Below are 24,399 nucleotides of genomic sequence, written 5' to 3' on the forward strand. Positions count from 1 at the left end.
GACAAACTGAAACATACTGCAAAAAAGCAGTATGCTTGCGTGAGCGTTCGCCTTGTCCCCGTGTTGTGAAATGGTCGAGATTTCGTTTAGAGAACAAGAGCAAAAACTCTATTTTCAACAAAAATAAATTAAAAAAACGTTTTTTCGCACAGAAAAGTTTACAAAAGCCTTGGTTTTCCACAGTTTTAAGCAAGAGCGGATGGATGGGACAAGCCAGGCGTTGCGGGGCGGCGTTTGAGCCCCGCAGAGGGGGTAGCGGAAGACCCGGCCGGGTGGGTTTCGAAACTTTATTCCCGAAGGGAATGATTATAGGGACGGGGACGGGGCTGCAGCGAGGGGGAGACCTCCCCCACCACCTGCGAACTGGTCTATAAGAACGCTAAGGCAGAACTCTGCGGCCGTCGCAAGTTCGGATTTTATAGGTCCCGGCGTCTACGAAATGCTTTCCAACATGAAGGCTCGCCTGGACGCTGGCCGCGCCCTCCTTTACCAGACAGCTCGCTACGTTGACATCTACAAGTCTCTTGAAGATATCGAACGCACCCGCAAGCTTACCGACGAAGAAAAGGCTGAACTGAAGCTGTACAACAAGTTGGCATCTGCCGGCACTCCGCTCACCAAGGGCATGAATGCCGAATACTCCAACATCAACAGCTACGACAGCATCCAGGTTCACGGCGGTTCCGGCTACATGCTGGAATACGCTTGCCAGCGCCTCTACCGCGACGCTCGTATTACCTCCATCTACGAAGGTACTACCCAGCTCCAGGTCGTTGCAGCTCTTCCGCACATCACCACCGGCACCTACACTTCCATGCTCGACGAACTGGAAGCAGCCGCTGTTGCACCGGAATTCGAAAGCCTCAAGGCCCGCGCAAAGGCTATGGACGACAAGTTCAAGGCAGCCATCGACTACGTCAAGGCCGCTGAAAACAACGAGTTCCTGGACCTCTGCAGCCGCCGCCTGTACGAAATGGCCGGTAACTGCGTCATGGCTCAGCTCCTTATCCGCGACGCTTCTGCAAACGCAGAACTGTTCGGCAAGAGCGCCAAGGTCTACCTGAACCTCGCTGAAGCAGAAGTGATGAAGCACTCCAACTTCATCATGGGCATGACTGCAGAACAGATCGCTGATTATAAGAAGGCATAATCACGTCTAGGAGTCATCCCCGCGAAGGCGGGGATCTCGCAAAACTTAAAAGACCTCGGCAGAAATGCCGGGGTCTTTTTTTGTACGCCGCATACTTAAGTAAATATCCGCAACTAATTTAATTTGCGGACGTTTACTTGACAAAAATAATAAAATCAGGTATATTTTCTTACAGGTAAGGTTCACATGTTCTACAGTTACGAAGATTGCATATCCAATTACGGTTCCAACCACTTTCTTGAGAAAGCGCTTCGTAACGGCAAGTTGTTTAAAGTAGAAAACGGGATTTATTCGGACTCTTCCACATGGCGGGAATTAGCCCTGGTAGCCTTCAAAAACAAAGACGCAGTCTTCACTATGGAGAGTGCATTTTATTATCACGGTTTAACCGACGTCGTTCCAGAACACTACACTTTAGGAACCGATCGCGATTTCACAAAAATCCGAGACCAAAGAGTACACCAGTATTTTTTTCCAGACAATCTTCTAATGCTCGGCGTCGAAGAAAAAGAGGTTAACGGAGTTTCAATAAAAATCCACACAAAAGAGCGACTGCTAATCGAACTAATACGTCGTTCAAACAAGTTGCCTTTTGACTACTACAAAGAAATCATGGGCAACTACAGGAATAAAATTTTTGAACTTGACGAGGAATGGTTCGAGGACAATGTTCCTAAATTTCCGGGATCAAAGAAAATTATGAATGCGATTAGGTTGGAGGTTTTTTGATGATCAGTCTTGAGGAAGAAATTCAGAAGTGCGTAAGCCAAGGCTTTGCAGAAGAACAAGCCATTGCTAAAGTAGGGCAAGATGTCATTCTGTACGCAATAAGCCGAAGCCACCTGAGTGAAAGTATAACCGTCAAAGGTGGCGTCGTAATGAGAGAATTGTCGCACAACAACCGCCGAGCCACGCAGGATATTGACATTGATTTCATTCGTTACTCCCTCGAGGAAGATTCCATAAGATCATTTATCAAGACATTGAACAATATTGATGGCGTATCTGTTTCTTTGGTAGGCCAGATGGAAGATTTGAAGCAACAGGATTACCACGGCAAACGGGTGTTCTTGAAATTATCCGATTCATTTGGCTTTGAAGTAACTAGTAAAGTCGACATTGGAGTTCATAAGCACATTGACATTTCGCAAGAAGAGTTCTGTTTCGACATTGCTTTGCAAAATGATTGCGTAAGCCTTTTAATAAATTCAAAGGAGCAGATGTTCTCCGAGAAATTACGTTCCTCGTTAAAGTTCGGCATTCATTCTACACGTTACAAGGATGTATTTGATTTGTTCTGGCTATCCAGAAACATCAACAAAGAAAAATTGCGAAGCTGCATGAATGAATTCATCTTTTCCGATGCGGGAATGAAAGAAAACTCAACGAGTGATGTCATCAAGAGAATCGAAAAGGTTTATGGAGACAAAAACTTTAGAAGACAAGTTGTCCGTTCAAAAAAGAATTGGCTCGACATTGATGACGACATGGCTTGTGACGGTCTAATTGAATTTTTGCGTACGCTGTAAGTTTATCGAGCGAACGAGAAAAGACCTCGGCAGAAATGCCGGGGTCTTTTCCACGAGTTCTTTATTCTACTGGTAATTGAAACGACATTCTTCCTTATAACTTTTTCACCGCATGTAAATCCCATTTTTTCACGTCACTTTACATAACTCGGCGACAGCGTACACTCCCACTCATCTCCCACATATTCACACTCATAACCTTCTTCCAGACAAATAACCTCTCCGCCAATTTCTTTCTTAAAAAATTCTTCATCGCATTCAAATTCATTAGAGCCAATTGCGTGAGCATTCATCGGGAATATTATACATTCACTTCCATTCTTCTTATAAAAGCCTTCCTCACAGTCAAATCCCTGCAAATTATTTTCATGGGCATTCGCTGGCAAGTTTTCACATTCTTTTTGATTTTTCTTATAATACCCCTCATCACAGTCAAATCCCTGCGATTCATTTTTGTGAGAATTTGCAGGCAAATTCGCACACTCATATTGATTTACTGAATACTCTTTTTCACCGCAGTCATAAGGTTTCCTGCAATATCTAAAATTTCCGATTTGTACATCATCAAAACCGTCATCACATGCATATCCAATAGAGTCAAGTCGATGAGCATTTTTCGGCAAGGATGCACATTCATATTGTGCTACAGAGTATTCTGCATCTTCACAAATATATGGCTTTCTGCAATACGGGATTTCGTTAATCTCGACTTTGTCAAAGCCATCATCGCATTCAAATCCAATCTTCTTATTCTTCTTTCGACGAGCATTTTTGGGAAGCCCCTGACATTCATATTTACTGACGAAAAACTCATCTTCACTACAGTCATAGGGCTTTATACAATCATAATCTTCGTAAAGCTTAACTTTATCAAACCCTTTTTTACAAGTAAAACCCACACCCTTGTTCTTCTTTGCATTTTCAGGAAGTTCTGCGCACGTCCATTTATCTACAGCATATTCAAATTCACCACAATCATAAGGCTTGCGACATTCTCCATCCTGATAGAAAAATCCCTTCTCACAGTTTTGCACCATGTTACCATTTTCATCAACATTATAATTTTTCACGCAGCGCAAATAATTTGCAGAGGCTCCTCGATACACACGAACCGGACCTATTTCAAAATTATACCGATCTCTATATGCAGAATAATACACTACAGAGGCATCCTCAGCCTCTGTGGTAGAGAACGTCTCAATATGTTTAAAATCCTTATATAGATACCTTAGAGGGAACTCTCCTCTTTTTCCTGTTTTAAAAAAACGCGCCGCCGCTGTTGGGTCATCCTCTACATACCCCCTATAATATTCGGCACCAAGAATCATCAATTGACCGCCATATTTCAATCCAAACATTTTAGATGTTTCAAAACTTTCGCCTTCATTATAGGCAAATTCGCTAAGGGAATCAAATTCAGCAACTGTGGGAACATGCCATCCACTTGGGCAAATCCCCTGATGCATTCGCTTTACATAATCATTAACATTTTCGTCATCATATGCTTTTTTTGCAGGTAGTTTCATTGCGGTATGCCACGGATACATTCGACCAAACTTTTGGCAATTACTTTCCTTACCGCCAAAACAGTAGGATGGAGATGCCTTGTACTTAAGATTTTCTGCCATCCACGTGTATTCCCCGATTTTAATGGTTTTATACTTCCTGCCATCGCGATTATCAACAAGAGTTCCTGCAATTGAACAAGTAACACCCCAAAAGAGTAATGACACCAATAGTCGTTTTACAAACATACTCAGCACCCTTTAGTCACCAAAGAATTAGTTAAACAAGCCCCTGGAAGCGAGTTCAAAGTTGCAACTTCCAGGAGCCTTTTTTAGAAATAGATTTTATTTAATGTTGAGACATTTTTTGAAATTGGAAACATCTTCTGTTGGCTTTCCCGGCTTTTTGTCTCCGTGGATTCCTTCAATGGAAAATGTTGTTGATAGTTTCCTTACATTCAATAAATTTTTGTTGGCGTCCTTACACTTTTGTATAAGCAAAGTTTCGCAAGAATCTATTTCTTCTGGGCAACTTTTCCGATTGTTCAACACAACAAAATAGATTTGCAGCCCTGTTTTCGTTGCACAAGCAAGAAAGTCATTGAGCATAGCCTTCTTGTGCGTTGAAAAACACTCGTCCTTGAAGGAGGTGTTCGTTTTGCCAACATAAATCGGAGTAGACCCTTTTGTCACAGCATTTGCAAAAACATAGCAGCCTTTCTTATTAGCATACTCAGAGAAAGGTGCTGATCTCCATAATGCGGCATTAACATCTTTCAACTGAGAAATTGATACCGAGCCTCCCTTAATTTTCTTTGGAGCAGTGGGAACAGGGATAGGACCATGAATGGTGAATTTCACTGACATTAATTATTCCCCTTTTTTTCTGAATCAGCAAGACAACGAACTGATAAACCATCATTAAATGTGTGCCTCCCAAAAGAAGCAACATCCAAATAATCAAGCAATTCCATTGCTTCAGCTTTATCGTTCCTTGAATCTGTCGTCCAAAAATAGGCCGATTTCCCAAAATCATTTTTTACTGTTGAACCAGAAGGCAGAGCATTGAACCCTAATTCATCCAAGCCATTTTTCTTAGGCCAATTAGTTTTTGATTTCAAAATACTAGCATTGTTGTCAACATAAGCAAATAGTACTCTCCACTCATCTTTTGATGGGATATGCCAACCCATTGGACAAAGATCTTTGATTTGATTCCAAGAATAAAGCCTTCCATACTCCTTACAATTTCTTTTATCGTTTGCATAGCAAGAACTTCCTTTTTCGTTATACGCCAAATTTTCAGCCATCCATTTTTGATTTCCTATGGTCACTGTTTTATACACCTTTTTATCACGTTTATCTTTAAAGGTTCCTACAGCAACAGCATCAATTTCATAGTTTTTCATACAACGAATTGGTTCAGCAACCCAATCCGCCTGGGTTTCATCAAGTCTGCTTACCCAGTTATCATTGAAAAAGAACCATTTATAATAGTATTTTTCATTATGTGTAGATGTCCAAAATGCAACAGCATGTCCATTCGGATCAAATCGGTCAATTTTATTCTCAGATAATTGAGCATTACCAACAGGAAGCACATTAAAACCTAGTTCATCCCATCCATTATTACTCTCCCACCCACTTCTACTCTTCAATTTTTCACCGCTATCATCTCCAACAGCCCAAAGCAACCGTTTTATTTCATAACGAGAAGGAAGATGCCACCCAGCAGGGCATGCCTTTTCGGCATCTTCCCACTTATATAGCCTGCCATATTTCTCACACTCCAAAGGATCATTATTGTGACAATAACTATTTTTTGTTTCAAAGTTTAGGTTCTCCGCAAGCCATGTTTGTTGATTTATTTGTACAGTTTTGTATTCTTTTTTGTCTCTGCTGTCTACAAATTTACCTTGTATCACAGAGTACTTTTCTTTACTTGTTGGAGATGATTCTTCTCCTTGAATGCAACGAACTGTCATTCCAAAATAACGAGATTTTGCACATTTTGTTTTTTGAGGATCTAAGTCATCTATTGTGGTACACAAGGCGTTACCCTGATCATCACTCGATTCTTTTGACTATGTCCAATAATACGATATCCCTTCCTTATCGAAATTTCCATAAGGATCCCTAAATCCAACTGTGTAAGCATTAAAATTTGGAGCGGATACCTGATAACCTATTTCGGGAACATCATCATCCCACAAATATAACCTATCCTCATTTTTTACAAGTGTTTTAAGAGTCATCCAATCACTACGCGACGGCAATCTCCATCCTTGTGGACATGCATTTAAAGCTGCACGCCATGTATAAAACCGGCCTAGTTTCGCACACTCTTTGTCATCATTATGATAACAGAAACTATTGTGAGTATCAAAGTTCAAATTTTCCGCCATCCAAACTTGATTCTCTATCCGAATAGTTTTATATGTTTTACCATCTCTTGGATCATCTAAATTCGGAGCAGAAACAACTTCTGCAAATGTAAAAGCAACAAAAGACAAAGAACAAATTGAAATTATTTTATTCATCATATATTCTCCTTTGAAATTCATTTAATCTTTCGTTTTGCAGGCATGTCAAAAAGAATTTTGAATGCTGCCAGAAATTCAATTGCATCTGCATAAGTCCAAATGGAAACAATAGCTTGACTAGCTTTCCATTTCCCCTCGGAATCGTAACCAACAAACTTTACGACATAGTGATTTTTTATCCATTGAAACCTAAACTCTACAGAATGCCACCGTTTCGAATAAATACTGAAAGACTTACGACTATCGTCAAAACCATACCCCTTTTCATTCGCAACATCCTGAAATGTTTGACGAATTTTCTCTCGTAAATTTTCGATTTCTTTTTTTTCTTCAGCCACAGAAACCTCCATTGTATACACCTATGAAGTTCACCCTCATTCATCAAAGAGCCACATCAATTTTCAGGAAATAAAAAAGGACGCAGGTCGATGCATTTGCCTAAACGAGGCTCTCGACAGCCTTTAGACGACAAACACAAACGACCCACGCCCCAAAAGGGCTGTTGCCCATGGTCATACGACCAAAGACCCGCTTAAAAAGCCGGCACGACAAACTGAAACATACAGCAAAAAGCGGTATGCTTGCGTGAGCGTTCGCCTTATTCTCGTCTAAGGAAATGGTCGAGATTTCGTTTAGAGAACAAGAGCAAAACTCTATTTTCCACAAAAATAAATTAAAAAAGTAGTTTTCGCACAAAAAGTTTACAAATGCATTCTTTTTTTGGGAACCTGGACCAAAACGTTTCAAAAAACGTTTTTCAGACAATATGATAATCTCAAGAATACGGACAAGCAGGGCATTGCGGGGCGGCGACTGAGCTCCGCAGAGGGGGTAGCGGAAGACCCGGCCGGGTGGGTTTCGGAACTTTATTCCCGTAGGGAATGATTGTAAGGGCGGGGCCGGGGCTGCAGCGAGGGGGAAACCTCCCCCACCATCATAAGCTCACCAAGGGCATGAATGCCGAATACTCCAACATCAACAGCTACGACAGCATCCAGGTTCACGGTGGTTCCGGCTACATGCTGGAATACGCTTGCCAGCGCCTCTACCGCGACGCTCGTATTACCTCCATCTACGAAGGTACTACCCAGCTCCAGGTTGTTGCTGCCCTTCCGCACATCACCACCGGCACCTACACTTCCATGCTCGACGAACTGGAAGCAGCCGCTGTTGCACCGGAATTTGAAAGCCTCAAGGCCCGCGCAAAGGCTATGGACGACAAGTTCAAGGCTGCCATCGACTACGTCAAGGCCGCTGAAAACAACGAGTTCCTGGACCTCTGCAGCCGCCGCCTGTACGAAATGGCCGGTAACTGCGTCATGGCTCAGCTCCTCATCCGCGACGCTTCTGCAAACGCAGAACTGTTCGGCAAGAGCGCCAAGGTCTACCTGAACCTTGCTGAAGCAGAAGTGATGAAGCACTCCAACTTCATCATGAACCTGACTGCAGAACAGATCGCTGATTATAAGAAGGCTTAATCGCTGATTGGGATTGCGCGGACATAGCGCCGCGCGGTTCAGCACGTCATCCTGAATGAAGTCGCGAAAGCGACGAAATGAAGGATCCAGCAAAACTTAAAAGACCTCGACTCGAATGAGTCGGGGCCTTTTTTGCATCTTGATGATGAATACGGTTTCATAACAAGCTGCCCAAAATAGTTCATCTATTTTAGGTAGAATGAGTTGATTAACAGCGCTACTTCACTTTACTTAGGAGAGCTTGAGCGGCGGCGCTGGCAGCGGCAGCCTCACGCATACGCTTACGGGCACGGGAGCCGGGGCGATTCTTGCCGATGGTACGGCGGTTCAGGTTGTCGCCTTCGAAACCATTCTGCGGAACGGAACCATTTTGAGAACTGGGACGGTTCTGCGGGTTGGAGGCGCCTCGAACCTGTTCCGGCTTGCGACCGAATTTTTCCGCACGATTGCCACGGCGCTCTTCTCGAGACTGACGAGGCTGTTCACCATTTTCGCGGGCCTGTTCTGCAGCGCGGGCGTTACGCTTGTCGGCCTGGTGCTTACGCCAGTCGAACTTTGCGGGCTGTTGGCCTTCGCCGCGATTTTCTTCGCGACGGTCGCCCTTCTGACCACGAGGTAAACGTCCGCGAGCATTACGCATTTCGCTTTCAGGAGTTTCCTTCTGCTGTTCAGGCAACTTTTCGTAAATAGCCTTGTCACCTTCGGGAACCTTCACCTTGGTCAGCTTTTCAATGGCACGCAGATCCTGTTCTTCATCGGGAGCGCAGAAAGAAATGGCGACGCCTTCCTTGCCAGCGCGAGCCGTACGGCCAATGCGATGCACAAAAGTTTCCGGTTCGTTGGGCAGGTCATAATTGAAGACGTGGGTCACATCATCCACATCAATACCGCGAGCAGCAATATCCGTTGCCACCAGCACGCGGATACGTTCATCCTTGAAATTGCCAAGAGCTTCCTGACGACGATTCTGGCTCTTGTTGCCGTGAATGGCGGCGCACTTGACACCAGCCTTTTCCAACACACGAACAATTTTATCAGCGCCATGCTTGGTGCGAGTAAACACCAGCACCTTCTTCATCTCTTCATGAGAAGCAAGAAGTTCCTTCAACAGGGCGCCCTTGCGACGCTTATCAATGCGGTACAGTTCCTGGCGAATTCGTTCAATGGGAGTGCTCTGGGGAGCCACTTCCACACGAACCGGATTTGCACTGAGGATCGTTGCAGCCAGGTCAGAAATTTCCTTAGGCATGGTGGCGCTGAAGAACAAGTTCTGACGCTTGCCCGGAAGCACGCCCACCACCTTGCGAATGTCGTGAATGAAGCCCATATCCAGCATACGGTCAGCTTCATCCAAAACGAAAAATTCCACATTCTTGAGGGTCACGGCATGTTGGCCAATCAAATCCAGCAAGCGGCCCGGAGTTGCCACCAGAACATCTACACCGCGAACAAGAACGTTCTTCTGCTTCACATCGCTAACGCCACCGAAAATGCAGGCAGTAGAAATAGCAGTATACTGGGCATACTGCTTAAAGCATTCCTCCACCTGAATTGCCAATTCACGAGTGGGCAGCAAAATCAGGGCGCGACAAGTTTTAGGCTGACGGAACTTACCAGAGTCCAGTAAGCGCTGCAGAATAGGGAGCGCAAAGGCTGCGGTTTTGCCCGTTCCCGTCTGGGCGATACCCAGCAGGTCCTTACCCTCCAGCAAACTGGGGATGGACTGTTCCTGAATGGGAGTGGGGGTTTCGTAGCCTACAGTGCGAACAGCACGCTGCAGCGGATTTGCCAAAGGAAGTTCTTCAAATTTCATATTAAAGTCAAATGTAGAAATTTGAAGTCCAACCTATATCTTATCGCACCATCACACGAGTAGAAACTCCATTGACGCGAACCAAATAGTTCCCTGCGGAAGTCAGTTCAACAATGTGGTTTACACCGCTGATTCTGTCCTGGGCCACAATCTTGCCCTTCATATCAACAACGAGCATCTTGTCGCCCTGCTTAGCGCCAACAATGTTCAGAGTGCGACCGCTAACAGAGACACCAAAGTGACGTGCCACAGCAATGTTCTTCATGCCAGTGGAAGCATCCACAAACTTGGCCACATACACACCGTCAGAAAGAACCCACTTGTCAAAGACGTAGTCCACACCCTTCTTGGTGTAGCCTTCGGGAGCAACACCCATCAAGGCACGCTGAACGACCTCATCCGAATTTTCTACGTCGTAGTTGAACACCACTTCCATTTTTCCGGATACATCGCCAGCCTTATAATGGACAGTCTTCTGGAACAGGGCATAGAAAGTCTTTCGGCCCTTGGCTTCGGCACCGACAAACTTTACCCTGAGACCAGCGTAATCCTCAGTTTCATACCAACCCATAAACTTCCAGGATTCATCATCCTTGATGGAAGCAGATGGGAGCTGCACACCTTTACCAAGAACGTACTTTGAAACGTCGCTGGAAAGAACCGCATTTGAAGGCATCACATAGACAATCTTGTATGCCTTTGAATAAACAGGCACATAATTGCCGTATTCATCTTTTTCCCACTTACCATCAAATTCATTACCAACAGAATCCTTGTCACCAACGACAGGAACGACAATGCTAGAATCCTTCTTGGAAATTTCGGCCACAGCATCGTTAATCTTCTGATTGACATCATCATCAGAATCATCCTTGTCAATAACAACGCTGATAGCAGTGTTTCCAATGACTACGACAATCTCCTTTTCGTAAACAGGAACATAATTGCCATCATCATCCTTCTTCCATTCGCCATTGAATTCGAAACCATCTTCAGATTCAGGAACTTCAATCTTGGGATCATGATTATTCAAGGTTTCTTCAATCTTCTGCTTAATTTCTTCGTCAGAAGCATCCTTGGGAACAACAACTTCAATGGTATCCTTGCCAACAACAACTTCAATGACCTTGCTGTCATCAGGTACAACATATACCGGAGTGTACTTGTCGTCGCCATCGGCGTCTTCCCACTTGCCGTTGAAATCACGACCAGCTTCATCCTTGGCAGGAACAACAACGGCAGGATCAGTCTTGGCAGCCTCAGCTACAGCGTCATTAATCTTATCGCTGATGTCATCGGCGCTATCGCCCTTCTTGATGTCAACGGGGATGTCCTTGCCTGCAACTTCAGCCTGGACAGTCTTTTCGTAGACGGGTTCGTAATTGCCATCCTTATTCTGTTCCCATTCGCCATTGAACTGGTAGCCATCTTCATCCTTGTCGCCAACGACAGGCTTGGTTACGACTTCGCTAATCTTCTGTTCAACTTCTTCGTCAGAAGCATCCTTGGGAACAACAACTTCAATGGTATCCTTGCCAACAACAACTTCAATGACCTTGCTGTCATCAGGTACAACATATACCGGAGTGTACTTGTCGTCGCCATCGGCGTCTTCCCACTTGCCGTTGAAATCACGACCAGCTTCATCCTTGGCAGGAACAACAACGGCAGGATCAGTCTTGGCAGCCTCAGCTACAGCGTCATTAATCTTATCGCTGATGTCATCGGCGCTATCACCCTTCTTGATATCAATATCGATTTCCTTACCAGCAACAACCACCTTGATTGTTACAACATCATAAACAGGAACATAATTACCGTCCTTATCCTGTTCCCATTCGCCATTGAACTTATAACCATCGCCATCCTTGGCGGGAACTACAATTCCGGCATCCTTCACAGCATCGTTAATTTTCTGATTAACGGTTTCCTTAGAATCATCCTTTCTGACGGTAACATCAACTTGAGAACCACCCACTACAACATGAATATTCTGGTCTTCACGAGAAATGGCATCGTATTCGGGAACATATTCGCCACCATCTTCCTTCCAATGACCATTGAATTCATAAACGAAATCATCATCGGAAGGTTTTTCGGGAACCTTCAAGTCAGAATTCGGATCACGGAGCAGTTCGTTAATCTTTTCTTCAATTTCATCCTTTGAAGCATCTTCACTTACAGTGACCGTAATCTTATTTCCTCCGAGATTAACCGTCACATCAATCGTTTTCTCGGTCCACACAGCCGTATAGGAAACATTTTCTGCAGGCATCGTTTCCGGGACACTCGGATTCCAACCAGAGAAAGTATAATGTTCCTTTTCAACAACCGGAGCATTCAAGGAAGTTCCATATGAAACTTCACCAGCTGCAGTTCCTGCCGTTGCAACACTGCCACCTTCAAGATTCCAAGCCAATTTAAACTTCTTGGGAGCAACATCGATTGTCACCACAACATTCTTCTTCGGCATCACAAAACTTGTCGTCTTCGTATCTAACGTCACATCACTGGAAGACACTTCAGTAATTTTATATCCATCATGAATCAACATTGTGGGATACTTGACATTCACATCGGAAGCGCTAGACACATCTAGGTACCTAGCTTCCAGATATTCAGCAGCGTCAGTCGACGCAGCGCCAACAATCTTGAAAGTAACGGCATACAACGTCAAAGCGCTTTCATCCCAGGCAGGATACAACGTAACAGATGCATTTCCCTTATAGTAGCTTTCAAGATCATAGAACTTTTTACCACCATCAGAAAGAGACCAACCAATTTGATTGACTGTCGTTTGTACAGAGCAATTTTTACCATCCTTATCACATTTGTAGACATTTCTCGTGAAGACTTTTCCAGCCAACTTAACGGAATCCCCGTGATTCACCAATTGTGCGGCAGGAACTTCACCGACGCCATCAGTACCTTCGGCATAGTAGACGTAGTAGGATTTCACACTCCACTTGGCATAGAATTTCTTATCACCAAAGGAACCGGTAAGAATCGTCTTAATGGCTTCGCCATTAAAGTCAGCATTGTCATACCAGCCAATAAAATCATAACCATCCCTGGACGGAATCTGCAAAATAATGTTTGCAGATTCAATCGTATAGGACACAGGATTAGCAATATTATTCACGCCATTTTCACCCAATTCATAAAGAATGGCGTAGCTGACGGGAACCCACTTTGCATACAATTTCAAATCATTCAAAACCGTTTTTTCGAAATCATAAGGCAAGCCCTTGCCATCGGCAGAGGTGTACCAACCATCAAACTTATAACCATCAGCAATTGGATCTTCGGGTCTAAAAGCCGTTGAATGTTCCTTCACACGATCAATAGCCGGAGTTTCACCATGTCCATTCACATCATAGATGACGGAGTAATAAACTATCTTCGTCTCTTCCCAAACAGCATAAACATTAACATCACCCTCAGCCGCACCAAGGCTCTGAACATCAACAGCATCACTTGTCAAAGCCCAGCCCTTGAATGAGAAATACTTCGTATCTTCTCCGGTGCCTTCAGGAGCTCTAGAGGGAATTTCAATATCAGAAGAGACAATCACAGACTGTTTGGCAACTTTCTTAGCCAGTTCAGTCTTGTCACCAGCAAACTTACCACCATTAGAATGGAAGGTCACGGTTACATAGTCTTCCCACACGGCATACACCGTGCTAGAGCCAGACACCTTGCCCAGACTTTCATCCGGTTTTGTAGCAGAAGCATTCAAAGACCAACCGAGAAACTTCTTCTCGTCGCAAACAGGTTCCGTAATACCGGTAGATGTAATCGGACTATCAAACTTCAAAGCCTTGGAAGTAATAGCACCTGACGGGAATGCACAACCTGTACCGGCAGCGAAATAGATCGTGTACACAGTATTGTCAACATTATCGTTGGAAATACCGGTATTGGTGATATTGTCCGATCCGTTAGACCAAATACATTTTTCGCCACACCCTTCATTCAAATTTTCAACGGTTTCTGACGTATTTACATCAGGAAGACCTACACCGCTACCGGAACCGTTATCTTCGTTTCCGACAGGTTTATCAACAGTCTTATTGTCATAGTAGCTGTTCGCAATCGATCCTGTACCCCCGTTTTTCTGCCCCACAAGGCCGCCCAACGTACCATCGCCAGCATTGTAAACGCCATTGCCCCCATACACGCAACGTTCAATTTTTGCATTGCTAAGGGTTCCTGCAACACCGCCCACAAAGCTTGCGTTACTCAAGTTATGAATTTCAACAGAACTCAAGCAATCCTTTATCGTACCAGCTGTTGCATAGCCTGTTATACCACCAACACTCTGAGCCAAACCATCTGTAACAATAGAGCCGGAGGCATAACATCCACTGACCGTACCATCTTCCTGCCATGCGACAATAGTACCCACACTAATGGGGCGGCTTCCTCCTCTTTCCTGTATACCCGTAGCCTTAATTTCCACATTTTCAAGAACCACATTTTCAATCACAGCTTCTGTCGTTATCACACCGAACAGGGCCACATTCTGATCATCACTATCGATTTTCAAATTACGGATAGGATATCCCTGGCCATTAAAATTACCAACATACCGACGACCACTATTTTCATTACCCATCGGCTCAAAGTTTTCGGTACAGGTCATATCAATAGGACCAGTCACAATCGCATTAAGCCCGGCATTGGGGAAGGACGCAGATTTCGTCATAAGGGAGCCTTTTTTCTGGCAATTATTGTCGCCATACACATAGTCATAACCAGACGGGCAAACAATCGTGTTTACCAAACTGGAAAATTCCACCAAGTTTTCGCACGTTGCAATGACCTTGTACGTTTTACTACTGACCGTGGTATCTTTAAGCGCAGCAAAAGACTGACCTACCAACAGCAGGACAAACAAAACAGACAAAAAAACACAATTAAGCGATTTCATAAAAAAAGCGCCTCCATTTACGTTAAAAATAAGCATTTACCCCCAAAATAGGGAGCAGCCACCCATTATATGTGACCAATGACACCCAAGAAGCACTCCAATTTGGAATAAACGAGTCAAATTCATCAAAAATAAGGGATAAAATGCGGTAAAAAGGACATTTTCTCGAAAAAACATTTGCACGACAAGCCAACATTGCGTAAGTTTAGTGGTAGTTTTTGCTTATCTCGGGAGTTTTTTCAAATGGCTTTAATTCGAAAAATACTGACATTCTTGGCCTTCATGGCTGCGGTCGTCTTGGCTGCGCCATCTATGCCGGCAACATCTGTGGAGAAGACACAGAAGGTTCTACAGGCAAAGTCCAAGACATCAAAGAGTGCCAAAAAGGCAAAGAAATCCAAGAAGAAGAAAAAGAAAAAAGAACAGGCAGAACAGGCTGTCGAGACTGCTGAAGAAGAATCCGCAGCAGAATCTTCTACAGAAGCCGTTGAAGATAACGCCGAAGAACAGACCGCCGAGGCCGAAGTTCCGCAGGAAGAACAGTCTGACCTTGAAAGTGCATTTGAGGAAGTGCAGTCCAGTGTCGCACCGGAACAAGCACCCACTCCCCCGGCAGAATCCGCACTTCAACCTGTTGCAGAACCGACTCCGCAACCTGAGGCCAAGCCCGCAGCACAGCCCGCCCCTCAACCGGCTGCACAGCCCGCAACACAAGCATCAGCACAGCCAGCAGCCAAGGCAACTGCAGTTAATCCGGCGGTACTGAACACGAAGCCCGGTCAGCAGACATTTATCCTGAGAGGCACCTCGACACAGGCGACCACTGCAGCAGTTGCAGACACAGCAAACAAGGTTGAAGACGAGACTCTCACCGAAAAGAAGACTTACGCCAACCGCTTCAAGGCCATGCGCAAGAAGAAGAGCGTCGCGGAATACGACAGCACCCAGAACGCCATCAGAGACAGCATCGCCTCGATTACCTACAACTTCGGTCTTTCCTTTATCGGAGGAAGAGCCAAGGACAAGCGTTTGGGCAATCTCGAAGAAAACAGCGACTGGGACGGAAACTTTGGCGTATATCTTTTCTATCGATACTACTTTACCAGTTTCTTTGCCTTGCAGGGACGCCTTGGCGCCATATACCGTTATGCAAGATTCACAAAGAATGACGAAATCAAGGACGGAATCACATACAAGGAAACCCAATTTGACGTCAACAACAAGCTTACCGTAGACTATCATGACATCGCCGTTGACGCTCCTCTTACACTGAAACTCGGAGCTCACACCGGCCACACAACGTTCATTTTCCTCAGCCTTGCAGGGGATATCACAAAGTCCATTTTCGACCAGATCAATACAACTCGCGAATATACCGTAAAGCATCCGTCCAAGGAACTGAAGAAAGACCTGGCCGTTCTTGAAAGTAAAGGACTTTATCCGGCCTACGAAAACTACACTGTTGAAGGTAATTTCTACATAGACGACTGGGAGTTCAGCAGTTGGGCCGGCGCAGGCATCGACTGCAAATACATCTCTGTCGAATACCAGGTACTCCTCGCTGCTGGTTCCACCAAAGACAATCATAGATTCCACGCCATTAACCATGGTGGCATGCCCTCATGGCGCGTAATGGTGGATTTGAGTCTAAAGTAAGGAGGAATTATGAGATTTAATTTTATCAAAAAACTTCTTGTAGCATCTGCAATTGCATCTACCGCCGTTATTTTTTCCGCCTGTAGCGAAACAAGTGTTATCGAGGCCGAAAATGAAATTCTTAGCGAACACAAGGGTCCTAAAAAAGGTCTCCTGGATTCCCTGGAAGCCAACTTGGGCCGCGTAGATCTGTATAACTGCCTGGCAGCCTACAGCAAGGAACGCTGCTCCAATTTCTACAAGAAATTCGGTTCCTACGACTGTCCGCAGATTTCCAATCCGTACTACAACGACAAGGGCGAATACACCTACGACGATGGTCCAAAGGACACTACGGGCAACGTCACGCCGCAAGATACTAGCAACGTGACACCCAAGGATACCGTTGTGGAAGTCTACTACCTGCAGGAAAACAAGAACATCACCATTACGCTGAAGTCCTTTAAGCAGAAGTCAGACAAGGCCAGCAACCCGATGGTTCGTTTCAAGGTTGAACTGTACAGCGACAGCGTCAAGGCGAACACCCTTTCAACGGGAGTGCTACCCCTAGAACTTGAAGAAAAGAAATGGCGCGATATGACTTCCTTTGACCCCATTTCGGTTGTCCGCGGCATTGACGAAATCAGGATTTGCCCCGTCGTTATCAGCCAGACAGGCGATGACGAAGAAGACGAAATCGTCAGTTCTGGCCGATGCATGTCAGCAAAGGATATCGGATACATCAAGGATACGGAAACGTTCCTAGATGACGAAGATAACGACGATTACGCCATAACCTGGGAAGCAAAACTTTACTAAAAGCAAAAAGGCATTCCGCGATAAAACGGAATGCCTTTTTTAGTTACTTTGAGCAGTTACTTCTTGGACAGTTTCTTCAGCAGTTTATTGACGTCTTCAAAGCCTTTCTGGGCTTCGTCAGCGGCAATAGCGGCACCAGCGATAGTTCCCTGGATAAACACCTTGAACAGCAGGGACTGAACATCCACATCGCTCACTTCTTCCTTGGAGAAGAAAGCTTCCATTTCGTCGGCGGCATTTTCGAAGTATTCGCTCTTGAGAGCTTCGACAACAATGGCACCCATGGCCGGGTTTGCATTCAGTTCAATGTCAAAGCCTTCGGATTCTTCAGCTGCAGCAGGCTTTGCAGCAGCCTTCGGAGAAGCCTTCTTTGCAGCGGGCTTTGCGGCAACTTTCTTTGCTGCAGTTTTTGCAGGAGCTTTCTTGGGAGCAGATTTAGCAGCGGACTTTTTTACAGCCATAATTCATTCCTTTTTTGAAGTTCTTTATTTTCAATTTAAACAAAAAATCTTGAGACCGAACGGACTTTATACAAATAGCATAAACAAATCGCAATTTGTATAAAAAATCCCCGATTGATCGGGGACTTTTTAGCTAGATCCTTCGCTCTACGGGCTCAGGATGACACGCTGCGCGTGACCGCTTACTTCTGCAGATTCAGGCTTGCGTTTGCAGCGCCGTAAAGGCTGATGCTATAATCCTTGATCACGTACACAGGAATCTTGTTCAGAAGCGGGCGGATGTTGGGGTTATAGTTCTTTTCGAAGTACTGCATGAACAGGTTATCGCGTTCCAGCCAGCGCAGATCCTTCTGTACGGTACCGCCAGCCAGGTAGAAGCCACCCAGCGGGAGGAACAGGGTTGCAGCGTCGCTAGCAAAGCGGGCCAGCATCTTTACGAACAGGCGCATCATTTCGGCGGCCACCGGATCGTTGTCGCTGGCGCGGGAAATGTACTTGGGGCGATCGTTGGGTTCGGTCTCTTCGATCTTCTGGAAGTATTCGTTGTTCGGAACGCCGCGGGTTTCCTTCCACCATTCGTACATGTTGCGAAGACCCATACCGGAAACCAGAGGTTCTACACCGGGAACAACGCCAAGCTTCTTTTCCATGTAATCGTGGAATTCCTGGGAGTCCTTGTCGAAAGGTGCGAAAGTAGAGTGGCCACCTTCAGAAGAAGCGGGAATGTACTTCTGACCGTCGAATGCCAGGAAGCCAACGCCCATGCCGGTACCCGGACCAATCACAGCCTTGGTTGCTGCCTGGGGAGCGGGAGTGGATCCGTCGGTGTGGACCAGCTTGTGGATCTGTTCCGGATCGTCCACGTCCAGAGTGGGGATACCGTAGCTGATAGCCATGAAGTCATTGATCACGAGAGTGGGAATGCCCGTTGCAGCAGAGATGGCATCGCCATCCACAGACCAAGGGAGGTTGGTCATGACGCACTTGTTATTGGCAACAGGACCGGCAGCGCTAATGCAGATGTGGCTCACCTTAAGGTCAGCGCGAGCTTCTGCAGCCAGCTTAAGGGTTTCGCGGATGGGAGCATCCAGACCGTCAATGTCTTTGGAGGGACATACGGTTTCGAGAATCAAGGTGAACTTTCCATCCTTGTAGCCAACAACGCCAAGGTTGGTGTTGGTACCGCCGATATCGCCAGCCAAAACCAGACGATCAAACTTTGCATCAGGATTACGCCATTTAATTTCCATAATAAAACTCCGAGTTTACGGTAAATAATTTACGCCTTTTAATCTAGTATAAGATTAGACGTTCCATGTTTAACGAATAAAATTTTCCCTTATAAATAGATGTTTTTTGGGCCCTACGTTCTTAATTATTGTTCTTTAAACAGCGGAGAGACCAAGCCCAATTCTTGAAAGCCGCAGAGCCCTTATAATACTTCAGGGTCTTGTAATCGGTGGAATAGCTAAAGAACACCACATAGACTCCGGTATTGTACGTTTCGTTAACACTCCAAAGGCGGGAATCCTGGCCAAAATACGAAGGGTAAACTTTTGAATCGTAATAAATGAAACTTCCTACAGGCAGTATATTCAGCCCTACAGAGTTAATTCCCTTCGGAATTTCAACTTTCACACGGTCATCGCCAGAACCCATCCAACCATAGCCATCGACCCACAAGCTATCAGACTTCAGGTGTTCGGATATAGAATGCGAAGAATCGGGGTCTATGTTGGTATAAATGTAATCTTCGAGGGCATACCATTCATGGTGATTGGGAACGTGCCAGCCGTTGGGGCAAGCTCCCTGATATTCCTTGGTTGTATCCACCACGGTTCCTACGGCACTAATCTCATTATACTCATCAGGGATATTCATGGCACTAGCCCATCTGTACACACGGCCGTACTTTTCACAATCGCCCTGAGTAAAGTCATCGGGACTCGTGGCGATACCGCCAGCACACCAGCTGCTATCAACGGCGTAGTTTAAATTTTGAGCCATCCAGGTTTGATTACCGATGGGGATGCTGCGATAGAACTGACCGTCACGATCATCCACAAAATATTCGTAATTGAATTTACCCATACGGACGTAGCGATCGTGAAGTTTGTTCTTATAACAGATCTTCTTGGCCTTGTCGTATACAGTACCGCCGCAGGCAAGGACCGCCACATCATTCACGCAGGTCGCACTATCGGGATTATAGGTTTTGCCTCCGCACAGGGGATATACGTTACCCATATAACAGAATTGGGACTTTTCATCAAACTTATGATTGGCGCATTCCTGAAGAATTTTTTCTTCCGCAAGGTAAAGAGTATCTAAAATCGTGTCACGGGCGTAAACCGTATCACGAAGATAAAGTGTATCACGGACAACTACGGTATCACCATCTAAAACCAAGGTGTCTTTCTTGGTCACCACAACGGTATCGCCCTTCACGACCAAGGTATCTTTCTTGGAGACCACTACGGTATCGCCATTTTTGATAACGGTATCCTGTTTGGTTACAACGACCGTATCACCTTTTACGCGAATGGTATCACCTTTTATGTTGACGGTGTCTCTTACATAGACAGTATCTACACGACTCTGTTCATCCTGAGAACCGGACGCACTGGTGGAATCCTCGCAGGCAAAAAAGAACATCGCAAGAAGTGATGTGACATAAATAAAAGGTACACGAGCGTTCCTCATGGGCAAACTCCTTTTTTCTCGCTAAAAATTAGCATTCCTTACCTGCAGATTCCCAAATCATTTGACAAAATCGGGGCTGAAAACGATAATCAAATAGAACAATCCTTTTTTTATAAAATATATTGCCCACTATGCTTCACTTAAAATTCGCACTGAATCTCGAGAACCTCGCCGACGAAATGATCGACGCCATTTCCACCAGCTGGAAGAACCCTTTCGTATGTCCAATAGTCGTGTTTCCGGATCCAAAACTGGAACAGTGGTTCAGGCTCCGCTGGATTCAGAAGAAGGGCGCTCTGGCTGGCCTCAGCACCATGATGATCGACCGATTCCTCATGGAAATTCTGGTGGGTGACGACAACAGCAAAAAGAAGCTGACGGCAGATATGCTGTGCAATGTGATTCTCGCCTATCTGAAAATGGAAGAAGGTGGATCCTACAATTACGAAAAGCTGGGCGACGAAGTCCGTCGGTACTTGATTGTGGAAGACGCAGACGGCAAGGGCAAACTGGACGAGACCCATCTTTTTGATTTCGCACAGAAAATCGCCACATTGTTTTTGGAATACGAGACGAGCCGTCCCAGAGATTTTGTGAAGAACGCCGATGGCAGTGCAGCCGATGGGATTCTCGATAAGTGGAAACAGGGCGATTTACAACCTTTCTTTACAGGCAACCGCAATGGAGACGTGGCGGTCCGCGAAAAATGGCAGCAGAAATTGTACTCCGCCATTTTTCACCAGCACGGTAACAAGGACTCCCTTCTCACCCGCGTTTTCAAGAAAGAGGCAGAACGCAAGAATGATGACCAGATTACCTATCTGACCATCCCTTTCCTTTACTACAGTTGCTTCGATGAAAACGGCATCGCCAAATTCCATCTGGAAAAAATCAAGGACCAGCCCCTGTTCATTTTCGGTCTATCTGGTATGGGGCAGTTCTACCGGGTGATTCTTCATAAGTTTGCCGAGGAGCACGACGTTTTTGCCTACATCCAGAATCCCTGTATGGAATTCTGGGAAGATATTGCCAGCGATAAGATTGTTCGCAGGTGGGTTGCATCTAACGGTTCCTGGAACGATGAAAATGGCAACGAACTGAACAGCGTTAAACGCCGCATGGATGTAAATCTTGGCGAAGCGGGAAATAGCGTTGCAGAAGTCAGTGCGACCGATCCAGACGACATCCCAGAATATCAGAATCTCGCCGAAGAGGAGTCCGAAAACACACTGCTCTGCACCTGGGGAAGATCCGGCCGCGACAACATCAAGTTGTGGTGTCAGGCCGCAAATTACGATTTCGATTTTGACGCAAGCAATGGGAGTGCTTCATCGGCAAGCGACTTGCCCCAGGACACCCTATTGCATAAATTGCAGTACGCTATCGCCAACCGAACCAACATTATCGGCGAAGGGGCAACAGAAGAGAACAGCCTAACATTAACGGCAGCTCCCACAAAAATTCGTGAAGTGGAAGCTTTGCATTCCAGCATCTGCAAACTTCTGCAGAGCGGAGCCCGCATCAATGACATTCTGGTAGTTTCACCAGACTTGGATAGTTACCGCACAGCCATCAAGACCGTATTCGACCAGACTCCCGACCGAAAGGTTTCTGACGTGGCAGGCCATAACAATTCCGGCTACCTTCATATTCCATTTTCCATTGTTGATTCACCGGCCCACAGCTCTTTAACCGAAACCGCCCTACAGGATCTGTTCTCTATTTTAGAGGGAAACTCCATTGGACGTCCCCAGTTCTTTAGCTTGATGCGCAATCCTGTAGTGCAGCAAACCCGCGGCATCAAGGAAGAGGAAGTTAACGATTGGGAAACCTGGATTGAAGAAACCAATGTTTATCGCGACCGCAGTTCAAAGAAACAGGACTGGCTCGACGGAGTCCGCCGACTGCTTTTGGCCAAGATGACAAAAAATCTGGTGAAGTTCTCTGGCGAGGAAGACTCGCTAAAACCGTACTCCGATATGGCCACCAGCAACAACGCCAGCCTTTGCCGCTTTGTAGAAGCCATTAACGATTTAAGAGACTGGATTGCCTTCGGTTCCCAAGGAAAAATTGCGGATCTTAATAAGCTGAACGATCACCTAAACGGATGGCTCGCCATGACTGGCGCTCCCGAAGGTCTTGGAGGAGAAACCATCATCTTCAAGCGAGTGACGGAATCCGTGGAAAATCTTCACTACCAGCTGGATACCGGCATTGAGGCCATTTCATGGAAAATTATCGAGCAGAGTCTGATTACGGCAGCCCAGGGATCCGCATATAGTTGCGGTAACCTGTTCGTGAATGGCATAACCTTCATGAAATTCATCCCTAACCGAATCATTCCTGTAAAGCACCTGTTCTTTATTGGTGGAGATTCCATCAACTTCCCTGGAGCCAAGCAGCAGAACACTTTGGACTTACGTAAATCCTGCCGCCCCTGGCCTGGTGATGGCTCCCCTATCTCCAAGCGACGCTACGCCTTCCTCTGTCAGCTCATGAGCGTAAGCGAAAGCTTCCATATTAGCTTTGTCGACCAGGACATTAAAAAGGATGCGGAACTTTACCCCACGTCCGTCGTCAATGACATCCAGAAATTTCTTTTGAAGAATGGCATCGCATGGAAAAAAAAATCAATCTCGCTGGACGAGACCCGCGACACTACAGAACTATTTACGCCCAGAAGCCTCCGTAACAAAAAGGCTTACGTAGACATGGTCCACGACGGAAATGCCAAGGCCCGCACCAACATAAAAGTTCGAGGTGACGAGTCTACTGACATCAAGAACATTGCCATCAAGATTCCCGAACGAGTTTCTCTGTTCCAGTTGTGCAAATTCCTGGAAGACCCATTTGAGTTCCGAATCGGCCTGATGATGATGGAGCAAGATGATGACGATCCCGAAAAAGAATTTTTTGAACCGATTTTCTTTAACAAGTTGGAAGAAAGCAACTTACTGAAAATGATGCTGGCAGCAGAACTTTCGGGCAAGGAAGACGAACTGGAAAAATTCAAGAGGGATAGTCAGCTGAAGGGCAAGATGCCCGACCAGATTTTCAGTGAAAAAATCTGGAAAGACCTGAACGTAAAAAAGAACCTTATTCTTTGCCAGATGGGCGAAGAAAAAATTCAGGAACTCCGCAACGGCTGGACGTATAAAGACCGTTTGCAAGATCTGCAATTATTGCGTGGTGACGGAACCAAGTGGAACCTTTCCGGAACCATGGACTGGTGCAACAACAAGGAACTGGGAGATGTTACCGAAATCATTTCTATAACAACATCTAACAGCACTGCCGATAAAATCAATTTCAGTAAATACTTAAGCCCGTATATCAAGGCCTTGGCCCTTCTCGCCCTTAAATGCGAAAAGCATCCGGACTCGGCAAATAAGGAACAGACCATTGGCATTTCCATTTATTCTTGCGACGAGAATATCGGTGGCCCTGCAACAACATCTGTAAAAATGTCACCCGTTCAAGCTAGGGAAATGCTGGAACGTATATACAGCGAAGCCTACGGTTGCGAAAAGACAAGGAAGATGCCTTACAGTAAGGCTGTCCCCGCAGACCTTCTTGACACAATCAAGGAAAGCGACGATATATATGAGTACAGAGGAAAACTATTGGATGGTCCCTGGTCCTACTTCGGCAAGAAAGCACTTTTCGATCCGGTAAAGGATGTGGGATTCGATTCCGAGAATTTCAAGGAGCAGTGGGCAGAAGCGAAGGCCAAGATGAAGTCCCTTATGGAAATCAAGGCCTACGAAAAACCGGAAAAGCCTGCTAAAACAGCAAAGGGAACAAAATCCGCAACGAAGAAGGGGGCATAA

At 45.6% G+C, this 24,399-nt stretch carries 16 protein-coding genes and 1 pseudogene; 7 read left to right on the forward strand and 10 right to left on the reverse strand.

The window, feature by feature from the left end; translation table 11 throughout:
• Positions 1-354: 354 nt before the first annotated feature.
• From BUB73_RS02915 to BUB73_RS02925, 3 genes and pseudogenes are all read left to right on the forward strand, one after another.
• Positions 355-1,150 (forward strand): annotated as a pseudogene (locus BUB73_RS02915) (acyl-CoA dehydrogenase family protein); the annotation flags it as partial.
• Positions 1,151-1,336: 186 nt separating this feature from the next.
• Positions 1,337-1,879 (forward strand): type IV toxin-antitoxin system AbiEi family antitoxin domain-containing protein, encoded by a 543-nt coding sequence (locus BUB73_RS02920; protein ID WP_073283448.1) that lies wholly within the window; start codon positions 1,337-1,339, stop codon positions 1,877-1,879.
• Positions 1,879-2,679, forward strand: a complete 801-nt coding sequence (locus BUB73_RS02925; RefSeq protein WP_073283451.1) for a nucleotidyl transferase AbiEii/AbiGii toxin family protein — start codon at positions 1,879-1,881, stop codon at positions 2,677-2,679. Before BUB73_RS02920 ends, BUB73_RS02925 begins: the two co-directional genes overlap by 1 nt.
• A gap of 134 nt (positions 2,680-2,813) precedes the next feature.
• On the opposite strand, the gene BUB73_RS02930 is transcribed toward BUB73_RS02925, so the two are convergent.
• The 5 genes from BUB73_RS02930 to BUB73_RS02950 all read right to left on the reverse strand — a co-directional run bounded on the left by BUB73_RS02930 (position 2,814) and on the right by BUB73_RS02950 (position 7,065).
• Positions 2,814-4,433, reverse strand: coding sequence for an FISUMP domain-containing protein (locus BUB73_RS02930; RefSeq protein WP_073283453.1), 1,620 nt, complete (start codon positions 4,431-4,433; stop codon positions 2,814-2,816).
• Between the two features lie 96 nt (positions 4,434-4,529).
• Positions 4,530-5,051 (reverse strand): hypothetical protein, encoded by a 522-nt coding sequence (locus BUB73_RS02935; RefSeq protein ID WP_073283456.1) that lies wholly within the window; start codon positions 5,049-5,051, stop codon positions 4,530-4,532.
• Positions 5,051-6,235 carry an FISUMP domain-containing protein gene (locus BUB73_RS02940; protein ID WP_139259092.1) on the reverse strand — a complete coding sequence of 395 codons (1,185 nt, stop codon included), beginning with the start codon at positions 6,233-6,235 and terminating at the stop codon, positions 5,051-5,053. Before BUB73_RS02940 ends, BUB73_RS02935 begins: the two co-directional genes overlap by 1 nt.
• A gap of 33 nt (positions 6,236-6,268) precedes the next feature.
• Complete coding sequence (locus tag BUB73_RS02945) at positions 6,269-6,727, reverse strand: FISUMP domain-containing protein (protein WP_170932300.1); 459 nt, start codon at positions 6,725-6,727, stop codon at positions 6,269-6,271.
• Positions 6,728-6,744: 17 nt separating this feature from the next.
• Positions 6,745-7,065 (reverse strand): hypothetical protein, encoded by a 321-nt coding sequence (locus tag BUB73_RS02950; RefSeq protein WP_139259093.1) that lies wholly within the window; start codon positions 7,063-7,065, stop codon positions 6,745-6,747.
• 543 nt (positions 7,066-7,608) lie between these two features.
• Between BUB73_RS02950 and BUB73_RS02955 the strand changes: the two genes are divergently transcribed.
• Positions 7,609-8,205: an acyl-CoA dehydrogenase family protein gene (locus BUB73_RS02955; RefSeq protein ID WP_073283468.1), complete on the forward strand. Its 597-nt coding sequence runs from the start codon at positions 7,609-7,611 to the stop codon at positions 8,203-8,205.
• A 217-nt stretch (positions 8,206-8,422) separates the two neighbouring features.
• On the opposite strand, the gene BUB73_RS02960 is transcribed toward BUB73_RS02955, so the two are convergent.
• Positions 8,423-10,018 (reverse strand): DEAD/DEAH box helicase, encoded by a 1,596-nt coding sequence (locus BUB73_RS02960; RefSeq protein WP_073283471.1) that lies wholly within the window; start codon positions 10,016-10,018, stop codon positions 8,423-8,425.
• Between the two features lie 40 nt (positions 10,019-10,058).
• Positions 10,059-14,927 carry an InlB B-repeat-containing protein gene (locus BUB73_RS02965; protein WP_073283474.1) on the reverse strand — a complete coding sequence of 1,623 codons (4,869 nt, stop codon included), beginning with the start codon at positions 14,925-14,927 and terminating at the stop codon, positions 10,059-10,061.
• A gap of 267 nt (positions 14,928-15,194) precedes the next feature.
• Here BUB73_RS02965 and BUB73_RS02970 point away from each other — a divergent pair, with 267 nt between their 5' ends.
• Positions 15,195-16,607, forward strand: a complete 1,413-nt coding sequence (locus BUB73_RS02970; protein WP_139259094.1) for a hypothetical protein — start codon at positions 15,195-15,197, stop codon at positions 16,605-16,607.
• A gap of 9 nt (positions 16,608-16,616) precedes the next feature.
• A complete protein-coding gene (locus BUB73_RS02975; RefSeq protein WP_073283479.1) occupies positions 16,617-17,405 on the forward strand; it encodes a hypothetical protein in 789 nt (262 codons plus the stop codon).
• Between the two features lie 56 nt (positions 17,406-17,461).
• On the opposite strand, the gene BUB73_RS17150 is transcribed toward BUB73_RS02975, so the two are convergent.
• From BUB73_RS17150 to BUB73_RS02990, 3 genes are all read right to left on the reverse strand, one after another.
• Positions 17,462-17,866 carry a hypothetical protein gene (locus BUB73_RS17150; protein WP_083538295.1) on the reverse strand — a complete coding sequence of 135 codons (405 nt, stop codon included), beginning with the start codon at positions 17,864-17,866 and terminating at the stop codon, positions 17,462-17,464.
• Positions 17,867-18,048: 182 nt separating this feature from the next.
• The gene (locus tag BUB73_RS02985) at positions 18,049-19,116 is read right to left on the reverse strand and encodes a glucokinase (protein ID WP_073157710.1); all 1,068 of its coding nucleotides are present in this window, start codon (positions 19,114-19,116) and stop codon (positions 18,049-18,051) included.
• A 121-nt stretch (positions 19,117-19,237) separates the two neighbouring features.
• The gene (locus BUB73_RS02990; RefSeq protein WP_073283482.1) at positions 19,238-20,569 is read right to left on the reverse strand and encodes an FISUMP domain-containing protein; all 1,332 of its coding nucleotides are present in this window, start codon (positions 20,567-20,569) and stop codon (positions 19,238-19,240) included.
• Between the two features lie 131 nt (positions 20,570-20,700).
• Here BUB73_RS02990 and BUB73_RS02995 point away from each other — a divergent pair, with 131 nt between their 5' ends.
• Entirely contained in the window at positions 20,701-24,399 is a 3,699-nt protein-coding gene (locus BUB73_RS02995) for an exodeoxyribonuclease V subunit gamma (RefSeq protein WP_073283485.1), read from the forward strand.

The sequence above is a fragment of the Fibrobacter sp. UWH6 genome (assembly GCF_900142465.1).
Taxonomy (GTDB): domain Bacteria; phylum Fibrobacterota; class Fibrobacteria; order Fibrobacterales; family Fibrobacteraceae; genus Fibrobacter.

Excerpts from the sequence above, each read along its gene's own strand:
- BUB73_RS02920 (WP_073283448.1), top strand. The coding sequence starts at position 1,337 with ATGTTCTACAGTTACGAAGATTGCATATCCAATTACGGTTCCAACCAC.
- BUB73_RS02925 (WP_073283451.1), top strand. The coding sequence starts at position 1,879 with ATGATCAGTCTTGAGGAAGAAATTCAGAAGTGCGTAAGCCAAGGCTTT.
- BUB73_RS02930 (WP_073283453.1), bottom strand. The coding sequence starts at position 4,433 with ATGTTTGTAAAACGACTATTGGTGTCATTACTCTTTTGGGGTGTTACT.
- BUB73_RS02935 (WP_073283456.1), bottom strand. The coding sequence starts at position 5,051 with ATGTCAGTGAAATTCACCATTCATGGTCCTATCCCTGTTCCCACTGCT.
- BUB73_RS02945 (WP_170932300.1), bottom strand. The coding sequence starts at position 6,727 with ATGATGAATAAAATAATTTCAATTTGTTCTTTGTCTTTTGTTGCTTTT.
- BUB73_RS02955 (WP_073283468.1), top strand. The coding sequence starts at position 7,609 with ATGATTGTAAGGGCGGGGCCGGGGCTGCAGCGAGGGGGAAACCTCCCC.
- BUB73_RS02960 (WP_073283471.1), bottom strand. The coding sequence starts at position 10,018 with ATGAAATTTGAAGAACTTCCTTTGGCAAATCCGCTGCAGCGTGCTGTT.
- BUB73_RS02970 (WP_139259094.1), top strand. The coding sequence starts at position 15,195 with ATGGCTTTAATTCGAAAAATACTGACATTCTTGGCCTTCATGGCTGCG.
- BUB73_RS02975 (WP_073283479.1), top strand. The coding sequence starts at position 16,617 with ATGAGATTTAATTTTATCAAAAAACTTCTTGTAGCATCTGCAATTGCA.
- BUB73_RS17150 (WP_083538295.1), bottom strand. The coding sequence starts at position 17,866 with ATGGCTGTAAAAAAGTCCGCTGCTAAATCTGCTCCCAAGAAAGCTCCT.
- BUB73_RS02985 (WP_073157710.1), bottom strand. The coding sequence starts at position 19,116 with ATGGAAATTAAATGGCGTAATCCTGATGCAAAGTTTGATCGTCTGGTT.
- BUB73_RS02990 (WP_073283482.1), bottom strand. The coding sequence starts at position 20,569 with ATGAGGAACGCTCGTGTACCTTTTATTTATGTCACATCACTTCTTGCG.
- BUB73_RS02995 (WP_073283485.1), top strand. The coding sequence starts at position 20,701 with ATGCTTCACTTAAAATTCGCACTGAATCTCGAGAACCTCGCCGACGAA.